The sequence below is a fragment of the Rhodospirillales bacterium genome, from assembly GCA_016712595.1.
Taxonomy (GTDB): domain Bacteria; phylum Pseudomonadota; class Alphaproteobacteria; order Rhodospirillales; family Defluviicoccaceae; genus Defluviicoccus.
This window is the reverse complement of the sequence record JADJQT010000001.1, coordinates 1,113,676-1,126,751: the sequence shown is the minus strand read 5'-3', so window position 1 is coordinate 1,126,751 and position 13,076 is coordinate 1,113,676. Positions and strand designations below refer to the sequence as shown.

The following is a 13,076-nucleotide window of genomic DNA, read 5'->3' as shown; positions in this document are numbered from 1 at the left end:
CGCTGTAGAAAACACCGCCGATCACCAGTACCATGGTCGCCGGCGGCGAGCCCGATGGAGTTTACCCACCCATCCACGACGCGTTCACCCCGGCTGAACGGGCGTGACATCGCGCCCGGCAATCTCCTTTCGCCATCGAGAACGACATCCGCGGCCTGCTGCGCAACTTCGGGCTCAAGGTCGGCGTCGTCGGCGTGCTCAAATTCGACCAACGGATCCGGGAGCTTGTTGAGGGCTTGCCCGACCTCGTCGAAATCATGGAACCGCTACTGGCATCCAGGAAACAGCTTCGCGAGGCGTTCATGGCACTCCACCGCAGGCTGCTCGCGATCGTTCGAGATGACGCCGTCTGCCGGCGGTTGATGACGATACCCGGCGTCGGTCCGGTCGTATCGCTGGCGTTCCGAAGCACCATCGACAGTCCAGCACGGTTCACGAGCTCAAAGGCTGTCGGCCCAGCCTTGGGGCTGACGCCCGTGCTGCATCAGTCAGGCGAGAGCCACCGGCTGGGTCGGATCTCGCTGTGCGGGGACGAGATGATGCGTCACCTGCTCTACGAAGCCGCTCAGGTCATGCTGACGCGAGCACAGAAATGGTCGTGGCTAAAGGCCTGGGCAATGAACATCGCCAAACGGCGCGGCCTGCAAAAGGCGATCGTCGCGCTCGCCCGCCGACTGGCGGTGATCATGCATCGCATGTGGATGGACGGCACGGAGTTCCGCTGGACCAGGGAGAGCATTCCGGCTTCTGTCTGACGGGTCTGCGAAGCCTCGTGCCAAACGAGAAGGAAACCTTGAGTTCCGCCAGCCAGCGGGCCGATGTCCCTCGCGGGACGATGGATGGGGTGAGTTCGCCTGGGCTCTTGTGCCGGTCGCCCGACACGTGATCAGGACGCGCGTCAGATTGTTCCACCCCATCTTCCTGATCCCATGCTGGGAGAGCCAAACGGCTGATCCCGAAGAGAAGCGCGGATCCGCGAGCGACAGCAACCGACGAAACGGCGAACCGCCTGAAAGCGCTTGACCTCAAACCGCCGAATAGAGAAGAGCCCTTATTCCTTGCCGATTGACAGCGGGTGCCGCCAAGTGGCTATCAACCCGCCAAACCGCCGCCGAGGCTCGTAGAATCTTTTGGCACGTCGGTTACGGAAAGGCCAACAGAGCCGCTTCCACCGTCCGGCGGCCAGGCTTATGCTCGCTTTCGCAAAGGGGGCGGTGGATGGCGAACGAACAGCACTTGGCCCAGTTGCGCGCGGGGGTGGATGCCTGGAATGACTGGCGGGAACAGCACCCCCGTCAGATACTACCGAACCTCAATGGGGCGAACCTCAATGGGGCGGACCTCAGCTGCGCACTCCTCGTCGAGGCGGACCTCCGCGAGGCGAAGCTCGTCGGGGCGGACCTCCACAGGGCACACCTCTCCGGGGCGCGCCTCCAGAGGGCCAAGCTCGACGGGGCGGACCTCCGCCAGGCGTGGCTTTACGAGACCGTGTTCGTGAACGTCGATCTGAGCGCGACACAAGGCCTGGAAGCTTGCATTCATCGCGGGCCGAGCGTGATCGATCACCGCACCTTGCAGCAATCGGGCCGCCTGCCCTTGGCCTTCCTGCGTGGCTGCGGCCTGCCCGACCGGCTGATTGATTACCTGCCCTCGCTGCTCGACCAGGCGATCCAGTATTACTCCTGCTTCATCAGCTACTCGTCGAAGGACGATGCTTTCGCCAAGCGGCTGCACGCCGACCTGCAGAACAGTGGCGTGCGCTGCTGGTTCGCGCCGCACGACCTGCCGATCGGCGCAAAGACATGGGACGCGATCGACGCCGCCATTCGCGTCCGGGACAAGGTGCTGCTAATCCTCTCCGAAAACGCGATCGCCAGTGATTGGGTCGAGGACGAGGTCAGCAAGGCGTTCGCCGAGGAGAAGCGCCGCGGGCAGGTCGTATTGTTTCCTGTCCGGATCGACGAGGAGGTGAAAACGACCTCCGAGCCGTGGGCGGTGAAGCTCAGCGACCAGCGCCACATCGGCGACTTCCGCAAGTGGAAGGACCACGACGCCTACCAACAGGCGTTCGAGCGGGTCTTGCGCGACCTAAAACAGACGCCGAGGTGAATGCAGGCGCTTTGCGTAATGCGACGCACCGATCGCTCCGAGGCCTTAGAGTCCGTCCGGAGACTCTATGAGGGATTACAGAGCTTTCTGAGCATCAGGCGGATGGAGGCGAGGCGGAGGAAGGCGAGCGCGTTGTGGTTGAGGTTTTCCCAGTCCTTGGCGAGACGACGACATCGACCGAGCCAGCCGATGGTGCGTTCGACGATCCAGCGCTTGGGCAGAACGACGAAGCCTTTGGCTTGATCGCAGCGGCGGACGATATCGGTTGCCAGGCCCGGCAAGGCGTTCGCCAGACCATCATTGAACACCGGCCCGGCGTAGGGTAACTGCTCACCGGGTTGGCATTTTCGGGTTGCGCGGGCGGGCTGGATGTGAGTCAAGGTATGGATGCCTCCGCCGTTTCGGTACCGCCTCAGTGACCGGGAGAAGGACGCGCTGCTCACGGAGCAGGCGGCGTTGATCGAGCGGCAGGCGGTGCGCATCGCGGAGCTCGAGGCGCTGCTGGCGAAGCCGAAGAAGACGTCGCAGAACAGCCCCACGCCGCCGTCGCAGGACCGGAAACCGGGCGTGCCCGCGGACAAGAACGACGGCAGCAAGCGGCGCAAGCCGCGGCCATCGCGCTCGGGCTGGGCGCGGGCGCTGACCGACACGCCGGCCAGCAGGATCTGGCGCCGGCACACCAGGTCTGCCTTGCCCATGTGCTGCGCAACGTCCAGTACGCCATCGACTGCGGTGACACCGTCTTCGCCCCGCGCTTGCGCGACCTGCTACGCTGGGCGATCCGCATCGGCCGGCGGCGCGACGCCCCTGCGACCGACGACGCTGCGATGCTACCGAAGTCGTGCCGAACGCCGCCTCGATGCGCTCCTCGCCAACCCCGCCGCACACCCGGCCGGCCGCGAACTGCAGACCGCGCTCAAGGCATGGCGGACGAAGTTCTTCGTCTTCCTCGAAGACCCCGACGTGCCGACGACCAACAACGCCTGCGAACGGGAAATCCGCCCGTCGGTGGTGTTCCGCAAGGTCACCGGTGGCTTCCGCTCGAAATGGGGCGCCCACATCCACGCCGGCTACCGCTCCGTCATCGGTACCGCCAGGCTCCACGGCCACACCGCCCGCCAGGCTATCGGCCAGCTCCTCAACGGAACCTTCGAGCAAACCCTCCCGGCCCGATCGCCAGGGAGGTGAGCAATTACATATCAACTGCCCCTGGAAGGGATTGCAACGGCCCGGCTGAATTCAAGGCACGGCCCCGTTCCAGTGGCAATCAACGCTTGCGGCACAGCCCCGCCATAGGGATCCCCGCATGGGGGACTCCTTGAATCCTGCTGTGTTTTGCGCCGTGCTGAAACGACCCATCCCCCCCCCCATGTTCCCGCCGATTGCGCGTCCCCGCCGGTTCAACGCACTGGCGCCGGGTGTTCTGCGCTCAGCGGTGTGACGCCGGTCCTTTCGCCGTGGACGCCGGACGTGCAGACTTCCCCGGCAGCGCCGATGGGCAACGCATCGAGTCCGTTTCGCTCAAGGCGGTCCGGCTGGCGCGATGCAATCCCTGGTACGCAATGAGGCGCACGACTGGCACGTCGCGGGTGGACGGATTATCTTAAGGCTTTTGCCCCTGGAACTTTTAGCAAGGATATCATTGCAATGTCCGTTTTCAGCCACCGGGACTTCGACGATCATGAAGAGGTTGTGTTCGTTTCCAAGCCGGCGGCCGGCCTGCGGGCCATTATCGCGGTCCATAATACCAATCGCGGGCCTTCGCTCGGCGGCTGCCGGATGTGGCCATATGCCTCGGACGAGGAAGCTCTGCACGACGTTCTCCGCCTGTCCCGCGGCATGACCTACAAGTCCGCGGTTGCCAATCTCGACATCGGCGGGGGAAAGTCGGTGATCATCGGCAATCCGCGCACCGAGAAAACTGAGGTTTTGCTGCGCGCGATGGCCCACGCCATCGACGGACTCGGCGGCCGTTACATCGCCGCCGAGGATTCCGGAACCTCCGTCGCCGACATGAAGCTGATGGCCGAGGAGACCGCGCATGTCGCCGGTATTCTTGACCGGCAGGCGGCGGACGGCGGTATCCGCGATGGCGATCCCTCGCCCGCAACCGCTCTCGGCACCTTCGTCGGTCTGGGCGCTGCCGTCCGACACGGCCTCGGCCGAAACGATCTCGAAGGGTTGCGCATCGCCATCCAGGGCGTCGGTAGCGTTGGCTTCCGACTTGCCCGGCTGCTGCATCAGGCAGGCGCGAAGCTCTGGGTGACAGATATCTACCGTGACCAGCTCACGCGGGCCGTCGACGCCTTTGGCGCCACCGCGGTGGCGCCGGACGAGATTTATGGTCTTGACGTCGACGTCTTCGCGCCATGCGCCATGGGCGCAGTCCTGAATGATCTGACGATCCCGCATCTTCGTGCCCGCATCGTCGCCGGCGCCGCCAACAACCAGCTCTCAGAAGCCCGTCACGGAACAGACCTGATGGAGCGTGACATCCTCTACGCGCCGGACTACGTGATTAACGCTGGGGGTATTATCGATGTCTGGTACGAACGACGCGGACAGTTCGATCGGGATGTCATCGCCCGGCACATCGAGGGCATTGGCGGAACGCTGAGCGAGATTTTCACCCGCGCCCACATCGACGGTCTGCCCACCAATATCGTCGCCGATCAGGTCGCCGAAGAGCGCTTCCGCAAGGCCGGGGCCATGCCCGCGGCCGGCCCCGGTCGCGCCGCGGCAGCGTGAACACGAAGGTATGATCTTGCCGGTCCCGCCTCGCCGCGGCCGGATGCCCGGACTGAGGATACAGGCACGCGGGCGGTGGACCTGATCGTCGGGCCTCCGGCAGGGCGCATCCGAAACCCCGGCCCGCGCTCTACGGGCCCGCCCCTCCTACCCGCCCTGCAGCTCACCGCCTGTGGCTTACCGTGCCGCCGCGGCGTGGAGAAACGCAGAAAGGCTGGTCCTCCCGGCACTTGCACCGCTCCGGGGGGCATCCCAGGGGGGAATAACCCGCGCTGCCATCCCGTCCGCGTCATCTTCCCCCGCAGTTACGCTCCGATCGCGAGGCCAGCCCAGCGGCGGGCTGGTGTCAATCGCGGGGCAGGAGAGATTCGACCAGTGCCGTCCAGTATCGTGCGCCGATTGGCAAGGCATCGTCGTTGAAGTCGTAGTGAGGATTGTGAAGGACACAACCGCCGTCGGTCGCGCCGTTGCCGAGCCACACATAGCAGCCCGGTCTTTCCTTCAGCATGAAGGCAAAATCCTCGGAGCCCATGCTCGGCGCCGGATCATGCTCGACGTTGGCCTCCCCGACCGCCAGGGCGGCGGCATGCGCGGCACGAAGCGTCGCCCCGGCATCGTTCACCGTCGCCGGATAGCTGCGCTGATAGGTTAGCGCACTATCACAGCGGTGCATCCGCGCCGCCGCTTCGGCGGTCGCACCGATCGCCGTTTCGAGCGTGTCCTGCACCGACGGCTCGAAGGTGCGGACGGTGCCACGTAACACTGCTTTGTCGGGAATGACGTTCCACGTCTCGCCCGCGTGCACCTGGGTGATCGAGACGATGGCCGAGTCGCGTGGATCAACCACGCGACCGACGAGGGTGTGCAGCGCGCCGACGACGCTGGAGGCGGCGAGGATAACGTCGGTTCCATGATGCGGCATCGCCGCGTGGCAGCCGCGCCCGCACAAAGTGATTTCGACGAGGTCACACGCCGCCATGATCGGCCCCGCGCGAACGGCGATGCGACCGACGGGCAGACCCGGCCAATTATGCAGGCCGAATACGGCATCAACGGGAAACTTGCGGAACAGGCCCTGCTCGACCATCACCTGCCCGCCCGCTTCATTCTCCTCAGCCGGCTGGAAGATAAAATGCACCGTGCCACGAAATGAGCGGCTCTGCGCCAGATACCGGGCGGCGCCGAGCAGCATCGCGGTGTGGCCGTCGTGGCCACAGGCATGCATCTTGCCGGGGTTTGTCGAGCGATGAGCAAAATCGTTGCGCTCCTCGAGTCCGAGCGCGTCCATGTCAGCACGCAGGCCGATCGACGGCCCAGCGCCGGTGCTCAGCGTCCCGACGACGCCGGTTCTGGCAAGACCGCGATGGACGGCGATACCAAATCCGGCCAACGTCTCGGCGACGAACTGCGCGGTGTTATGTTCTTGAAATGCCGTCTCGGGATGCGCGTGCAAGTGGCGGCGCCAGGAACTCATCTCCCGGTGTAGCATCGATCCGATGTCAAAGATCATTCCGCCGTCCTTCGCGTCTTACTCGTCGATCAGCGCGCCCACGTCCGGCACCCGTATGGCCGTTCTTCAACGAGGTATGTCAAGCCGTCTCTTGGAGATGGCACTCTTGTTGTTGTTCAGCCAGTATCATCGGTAAACATCATCGATTTCGCCCGACAACCGTTTCCGCTAGCTGTGGTTGCGCGAGCAGGGCTGGAGCCGATGCGGAGCGACTTCTATAGTGTCCTCTGTCCTGACCATGTTCGCTGAAATGCCCGGTGAGAGTGTAATGAAAGATGCCGCATTGGCCGATGATCCCGTCGCCGTGCAATCCCCCGAACGGTCGCTCAATCCGCTAATCGCTTGGCTATGGGAGACCGGTTGGAACATTGGATCTCTCCCGGATCTCACGCGCGGGTTGGGACACGCGATGAATGCTGCCGGTGTTCCCACGTTCCGGCTGCGCCTGACGCTGCGCACGATGCATCCGCAACTCGCCGGTCTCAGTCACACTTGGCGGCGCGATACCGACGAGATCGAAGAGTTCTGGCCGCCGTTGAGCGTCCTGCAGCAAGATTTATTCTTGAAAAGTCCCTATGCCCTGATTTTCCAGGGGGCAGGCGCGGTCCGCCGGCGGCTCGATCTTCCGGACACGGCGATGGATTTTCCCATCCTTGAGGAGCTCAAGGCGCTATCTGCCACCGATTACGTCGCATTGCCGCTTGTCTTCGGCGACGGTCGCATCAGCGCAGTGACGATCGCCACCGACCGCCCGGGTGGATTTTCCACGCACGAGTTGCAAACCATCTCCGATGCCATGCCGGTGCTCGCCCGCCTGATGGAAACGCATGCGTTACGGCGCACCGCTCGAACGGTGCTGGAAACCTACCTCGGTCGCCTGACGGGTGAACGAGTCTGGCGGGGACTGATCCATCGCGGCGAAGGCGAGGACATCTTTGCGGTCATCTGGTTTTGCGATCTGCGCGCCTCGACGGCGCTGGCTGACGCGCTTCCCCGCCGCGCCTACCTCGACCTGCTCAACGACTACTTCGAGTGCATGGCGGAGGCGGTCCTCGGACATGGCGGCGAGGTACTGAAGTTCATCGGTGATGCTGTGCTGGCAATCTTTCCGCTCGGCCCGGTCGGCGCCGAACGGACCAGCGAGGCCGGGGATGATATCGCCTGCAAGGCGGCGCTGACGGCGGCGCGCGACGCTATCGGTCGCATGGCGATCCTCAACGCCCGGCGCGCGGATGAGGGCGAGACCCCACTGCGATTCGGTATCGGGCTCCACCTGGGAGACGTGATGTACGGCAATGTTGGCGCCCCCAGTCGCCTCGACTTCACCGTCATCGGCGCCGCCTGCAATGAGGCCGCGCGACTAGAAGCCATGTGCAAGGTGCTGTCCCGGCCGGTGATCATCTCGGCCGATTTCGCCAATGCCCTCGCCGAGCCGCTGACCTCGCTCGGTTTTCACGGCTTGCGCGGCATTCGCCAGCCGCACGAGCTCTTCACCCTGCCCGAATACGCATGAAGTGCCGTTTGGGCGATGTCGAAGGCGCCGCGGGTGTGCTCGGTGACGCCGAGAGACTCACGTCATAAGCCGGATGAAGAGCCACCGAAGGCCAGGCCCGCCCTTGCGTACGCCAGGCGATCCATCGACGCGCGTGAGCTTCAACGGGCTTCGGATGGCACTCCTTCCGCACCCGCCTGCTGATAACATGGCTGGACCGTCTGGATGCTTCGCCTAGCGGTTGGGTTTGCCGCGGCCGGATGCTAGACTCGCGCTCGAGCAGGAGAGTCCGTCGATCGGGATGTCACCGTGGAGGACGCGGGAACCGTTCGCAGGCTGGAATTGCTCCGCCCGCAGGGGAATGCAGTCTACAGGGGAACCCAACAATGAACCGGACGCCCGCGCGTAGCGCGCTCAAACTCGTGATCCTGTCCACCGTCGCGCTCGTCGTTCCCGCTTGGCTCGGGACGGCCACCGCCGCCGAGGAGCAGGTCAGCTACTCCCTCGACGTCGAGCCGATTCTTCAGAGCCGGTGCGTCGAATGCCACAAGCCAGGTGGCGCCGGATACGAGGCCAGCGGCCTCGACCTGACCAGCTACGAAGGCCTGATGAAGGGGACCAAGCATGGTCCGATCGTCGTGGCGGGCGACCCCCTGACCAGCAATCTGGTGGTGCTCGTCGAAGGCCGGGCGCAGATGCGCATGCCGCACAACCAGCGCCCGCTGCTCAAGCAGCAAACGGAAATCTTGCGGCTCTGGGTAAAGCAAGGCGCCGCGAACAATTGACCGAGTGGGCACGAACGGGCGACGGCGGGCGAGGCCCGGCGCCGCCCCAAGCGATTTCGCCGCTAGGGGTGCGGCTCGTGCGGAGCCTGCGCCGAGCGCTCCAGATCCGGACATGACGGGGCGACCACCTTCATCTCTGCGTCACTGACGGCGAGCAACGACTTGACCATCGGGCTATCCGCCTGGCTCTTCATCTGCTGCACCATCGCCGTCATCTGCTGGACCATCCGCTGCTTCTGCTCGTCCGGCATGCTGGTATCGGCGTCGACCTTGGCGATGGCCTGCTGAAGCTGCTCATCCAACTTCTTTGATCGCTGCTCCGGATGGGCGAGTTCGTCGCGCCAGTTCGGGTTCTGCTGCTCAGCCCTTACGGCACTGCACGCGGCAAACACCTTGAGCGATGCGCGACAATATTGCTCGCCGTTCTTATAGCCATGGCTCTTGATCGTTTTTTCCATCTCCTGCATGCCAGGATGCGCCTTTACCGCCGCCGGAATGTCGCACGGATCTTTGTGGCCGTCCTTCGCCGTGCCTTTGGCCGACTCGGATTGCGCCAGGGCACGGAGCTCGTCACGATACTTCTCGGACAGCGGCGCAAGGTCATGTGTCGTTGCGATCACTCGAGCAACCTCGCTCTCGCTCAACGGGCTGTCCGCGGCACGTACCGCTGCCGGGATCAATACCGCAACCACGGACGCGGCGCGGATCAATTGGGTGATCGTCGTGGACATCGGTGCATTACGGATCGGCATGAAAGCCTCAACTTTCGTTCTCAAGGGTGAACGAGCATGGGAGAATCAGAAGTTCGAGTAAACCCGCGCGCATTGGCAAAAACGTGACGGCCCCCGCGAGAGAATTCGCGGGGGCCGCCGAACATCGTTCCTGTCGCGTTGGGGATGACTCAGTGGTGTACGTCCAACCAGATCTTTCGCTTCACGGCATAAAGGATCGCGGTAAAGACAATCAGGAACAACATCACCGAGACGCCAAGTTGCTTGCGTTCCTCGAGATTGGGCTCCGACGCCCAGGCGAGAAAGGCGGACACGTCCTTGGCTTCCTGATCGAGGGTTGCTTCCGTACCGTCGGCGTACTCGACGCGACCGTCGGACAGTGGCGGCGGCATCCCGATCTGATGTCCCGGGAAATAGTCGTTATAGTACATCCCCTCCTGGAGCTTGAATCCCTCCGGGGCAGGATCACGGAACCCGACCATCAACGCATGCACGTAGTCCGCCCCGCCGGCGCGGGCGTCGACGATCAGCGACAGATCGGGCGGAAGAGCGCCATTGTTGGCGACCCGTGCCGCCTGATCGTTGGCGAACGGCGCGGGGACATGATCCGAGGCCTTCGCCGCCCGCATGAACATATCGCCTTCGTCGTTCGGCCCGTCCTGAACCTCAAACTCGGCCGCGATCGCCTGCACCTGTTCCGGTGAATAGCCGATGGATTGCAGGTTGCGGAACGCGACGTATTTCAGCCCGTGACAGGAGTGGCAGACCTCCTTGAACACCTGGAATCCACGCTGGACCTGGGCGCGATCGAAGGTCCCGAACAGGCCGTTGAAGCTCCAGTCCTCGTGCGGCAGTGCAGCGCCTTCGTTGGCCGATGCCGGAGTGGACGCCGGACCAGACCAGGCGAACGCCGCCAGAGCTGCCGCCGCAAGCAGATTGTATTTGGTTTTCATTCCGCGGCCCCCTTTGCCGCAACGCCGACGCCCGCGTGTGTAACCGCCGCGCTGATCGAAGCGGGTAACGGTCGCGGTCGCTCGATGATGCTGATCAGCGGCAGGATGATAAGGAAGTGAGCAAAATAGTAGGCGGTAGCGATTTGGCCAAGGATAACGAAGTATCCTTCCGGCGGATTGGCGCCGACGTAGCCGAGAATTAGGCAGTCCAGCACGAATATCCAGAAAAACTGCTTATAGATCGGCCGGAACCGTGCGCTTCGTACCTTCGAGCGATCGAGCCAGGGCAGGAAGAGCATGACGATGATCGATCCGAACATCGCACACACACCCAGAAGCTTTGCCGGGATCAGCCCCCAGAACAGATCGAACGTAATCGCCCGCAAGATCGCATAGAACGGCAGGAAATACCATTCCGGGACGATATGCGGCGGCGTGACCATCGGGTTCGCCTTGATGTAGTTGTCCGGCTCCCCGAAAAAGTTGGGGGAGAAAAAGACAAACCCGAGATAGACAAGCAGGAAGACGCCAATGCCGAACGCATCCTTGATCGTATAGTAGGGTGTGAACGGGATCGTGTCCTGCGGCCCCTTGACGTCGATGCCGAGAGGATTGTTCGACTTGCTGGTATGCAATGCGACGAGATGCAGGAAGACCAGCGCAAAAATGATGAACGGCAACAGATAGTGCAGGGCGAAGAACCGGTTCAACGTCGCGTTATCGACCGAGAAACCGCCCCAGAGCCACGTCACGATGCTCTCGCCCACCAACGGAATGGCAGAGAACAGATTGGTGATGACGGTGGCGCCCCAGAAACTCATCTGCCCCCACGGCAACACGTAGCCCATGAAGGCGGTGGCCATCATCGCCAGCAGGATGAAGACCCCGATAATCCACAGCAGTTCGCGCGGCGCCTTGTACGAACCGTAATAAAGGCCACGGAGCATGTGGATATAGACGACGATGAAGAACATCGACGCGCCGTTCATGTGCAGGTAGCGCATGAGCCAGCCGTAATTGACGTCGCGCATGATGCGCTCGACGCTCTCGAAGGCGAAGCTGACGTGAGGCGTATACTGCATCGCCAGAAACACGCCGGTTGCAATCATTACAACCAAAACGATGCCCGCGAGCGAGCCGAAATTCCACCAATAGTTGAGATTTTTTGGCGTGGGATAGTCGACGAGATCATGCTGCATCATCGTAAAGAGAGGCAGTCGCCGATCGATCCAGTCGATGACCGGGTTTTTCCAGGTTCGCGCTTCCATGCGTCTGTTCCTCAGCCGATCTTGATGGTCGTATCGCCGGTGAACTCATACGGCGGCACGATAAGGTTTTTCGGGGCTGGGCCCTGGCGAATGCGTCCGGACGTATCGTACATCGATCCATGGCAGGGGCAGAACCAGCCGCCGTAGGGGCTGCGGGGATCGCCGGACTTCTGACCGAGGGGGATGCATCCGAGGTGCGTGCACACGCCGACCACGATCAGCCATTCCGGCTTGATAACCCGGGCGCTGTCCGGCTGCGGATCGACGAGAGTCTTGATGTCGACGTCCTGCGCCGCCTTGATTTCCGCCTCCGGGCGGTGGTCGATAAACACCGGCTTACCGCGCCAGACGACAGTGATGCGCTGACCGACTTCGACCGGCGACAAATCGACGCCGGTTGACGCCAGCGCCAGCGTGTCCGCCGCCGGGTTCATGCTGTCGATGAAAGGCCATGCGGCCAAGGCTGCACCCGCAGCACCGACAACGCCGGCGGCGATGAGCAGGAAGTCACGCCGTGTGTCCCCTTCGACCGGGTGCGGCGGAGAGGTTGACACCATTTCTGCCATGGAAGTTCCTCGTTAATCATCTTCGGGGGCGTGAAATCAACCGCCGGTTGTCCAGCCCCTGGAAGGAAGACGCCCGTGCCGGTCCCGCCCGGCGACGCCCATACCTGTTCCCCTGAACGAAAATCGCGCGGCGCCGACCGCAGGTCGGACTCCACCCGGTCTCGGTACGTATCCATACGCCCGGTGGATTTCGCCCCTGCGGTATGAAAACGCAACGGCGCCAGCATATAATCTAAAAGCCCTACGCAGAAAAGTCTGAAACGCGCACCTTTCGCGCAGGGCGTTCGACTTGTCCCGGTTTATCACCGTTCGATGCGCCTTGCCCTTTTCGAGCCCGACATTCCCCAAAACGCGGGCACCATCATCCGTCTTGCCGCCTGCCTCGGCGTCGGCGTCGATATCATCGAGCCCGCGGGCTTTGTGTTCGGTGACCGGCAGTTCCGCCGGGCCGGACTTGATTACATCCAACTCGCCGCGGTCAATCGCTTCGCCTCCTGGTCAGAGTACCAGTCGAGCCGGCCGGCCGGCCGGCTGGTCCTGCTGACGACGCGGGCCGAGATGCCGTACACACGCTTTCCGTTTGCCGCCGACGACACCCTCGTGCTCGGCAGGGAAAGCGCCGGGGTTCCCGACGCCGTGCATGCGATTGTGGACGCGCGTGTTGCGGTGCCGATGCGAGCGGATGCCCGCTCGCTCAATGTCGCCATTGCCGCCGCCATGGTGCTCGGCGAGGCGCTCCGACAGACGGATGGATGGCCGGAAGCCGCAAGGCGGCCCCCCGCCTGGTCAACCTGACACGCTCTGCCGCATCAGCGGGATGCCGGACGCGAAAACCAGAAGAGAGCGGCGCGATTCGGCTGCTCTCGTCATCCGTGACCGGCAATCGCCAGCGGCCCCCATTCATAGCGCCGCCG

Annotated in this window: 10 protein-coding genes and 3 pseudogenes; 7 read left to right on the top strand and 6 right to left on the bottom strand. The window is 63.5% G+C overall.

Going from position 1 to position 13,076, the window contains the following annotated elements:
• Nucleotides 1–131: 131 nt before the first annotated feature.
• Nucleotides 132–755 (top strand): annotated as a pseudogene (locus IPK66_05120) (IS110 family transposase).
• A gap of 463 nt (nt 756–1,218) precedes the next feature.
• Entirely contained in the window at nt 1,219–2,109 is an 891-nt protein-coding gene (locus tag IPK66_05115; GenBank protein MBK8174668.1) for a toll/interleukin-1 receptor domain-containing protein, read from the top strand.
• A gap of 65 nt (nt 2,110–2,174) precedes the next feature.
• Here the strand turns inward: IPK66_05115 and IPK66_05110 are convergent.
• A pseudogene (locus tag IPK66_05110) lies at nt 2,175–2,372 on the bottom strand (transposase).
• Between the two features lie 124 nt (nt 2,373–2,496).
• Here IPK66_05110 and IPK66_05105 point away from each other — a divergent pair.
• Together IPK66_05105 and IPK66_05100 are read left to right on the top strand one after the other, a co-directional pair.
• Nucleotides 2,497–3,297 (top strand): annotated as a pseudogene (locus IPK66_05105) (transposase).
• Nucleotides 3,298–3,756: 459 nt separating this feature from the next.
• Nucleotides 3,757–4,857: a Glu/Leu/Phe/Val dehydrogenase gene (locus IPK66_05100; protein ID MBK8174667.1), complete on the top strand. Its 1,101-nt coding sequence runs from the start codon at nt 3,757–3,759 to the stop codon at nt 4,855–4,857.
• Nucleotides 4,858–5,203: 346 nt separating this feature from the next.
• Here IPK66_05100 and IPK66_05095 read toward each other — a convergent pair whose 3' ends face one another.
• The gene (locus tag IPK66_05095) at nt 5,204–6,367 is read right to left on the bottom strand and encodes an amidohydrolase (GenBank protein ID MBK8174666.1); all 1,164 of its coding nucleotides are present in this window, start codon (nt 6,365–6,367) and stop codon (nt 5,204–5,206) included.
• Between the two features lie 268 nt (nt 6,368–6,635).
• Between IPK66_05095 and IPK66_05090 the strand changes: the two genes are divergently transcribed.
• On the top strand, nt 6,636–7,880 hold the full coding sequence (locus IPK66_05090) for an adenylate/guanylate cyclase domain-containing protein (GenBank protein ID MBK8174665.1): 1,245 nt from the start codon (nt 6,636–6,638) through the stop codon (nt 7,878–7,880).
• A gap of 365 nt (nt 7,881–8,245) precedes the next feature.
• The gene (locus IPK66_05085; GenBank protein MBK8174664.1) at nt 8,246–8,644 is read left to right on the top strand and encodes a hypothetical protein; all 399 of its coding nucleotides are present in this window, start codon (nt 8,246–8,248) and stop codon (nt 8,642–8,644) included.
• A gap of 62 nt (nt 8,645–8,706) precedes the next feature.
• Here IPK66_05085 and IPK66_05080 read toward each other — a convergent pair whose 3' ends face one another.
• The 4 genes from IPK66_05080 to petA all read right to left on the bottom strand — a co-directional run bounded on the left by IPK66_05080 (nt 8,707) and on the right by petA (nt 12,153).
• Nucleotides 8,707–9,396: a hypothetical protein gene (locus tag IPK66_05080; GenBank protein ID MBK8174663.1), complete on the bottom strand. Its 690-nt coding sequence runs from the start codon at nt 9,394–9,396 to the stop codon at nt 8,707–8,709.
• 149 nt (nt 9,397–9,545) lie between these two features.
• On the bottom strand, nt 9,546–10,328 hold the full coding sequence (locus IPK66_05075) for a cytochrome c1 (protein MBK8174662.1): 783 nt from the start codon (nt 10,326–10,328) through the stop codon (nt 9,546–9,548).
• Nucleotides 10,325–11,596 (bottom strand): cytochrome b/b6, encoded by a 1,272-nt coding sequence (locus tag IPK66_05070; GenBank protein ID MBK8174661.1) that lies wholly within the window; start codon nt 11,594–11,596, stop codon nt 10,325–10,327. Before IPK66_05070 ends, IPK66_05075 begins: the two co-directional genes overlap by 4 nt.
• An 11-nt stretch (nt 11,597–11,607) precedes the next feature.
• Nucleotides 11,608–12,153, bottom strand: a complete 546-nt coding sequence (petA, locus tag IPK66_05065; protein MBK8174660.1) for a ubiquinol-cytochrome c reductase iron-sulfur subunit — start codon at nt 12,151–12,153, stop codon at nt 11,608–11,610.
• A gap of 321 nt (nt 12,154–12,474) precedes the next feature.
• On the opposite strand from petA, the gene IPK66_05060 reads away from it, so the two are divergent.
• Nucleotides 12,475–12,957, top strand: coding sequence for a tRNA (cytidine(34)-2'-O)-methyltransferase (locus tag IPK66_05060; protein ID MBK8174659.1), 483 nt, complete (start codon nt 12,475–12,477; stop codon nt 12,955–12,957).
• Nucleotides 12,958–13,076: the final 119 nt, after the last annotated feature.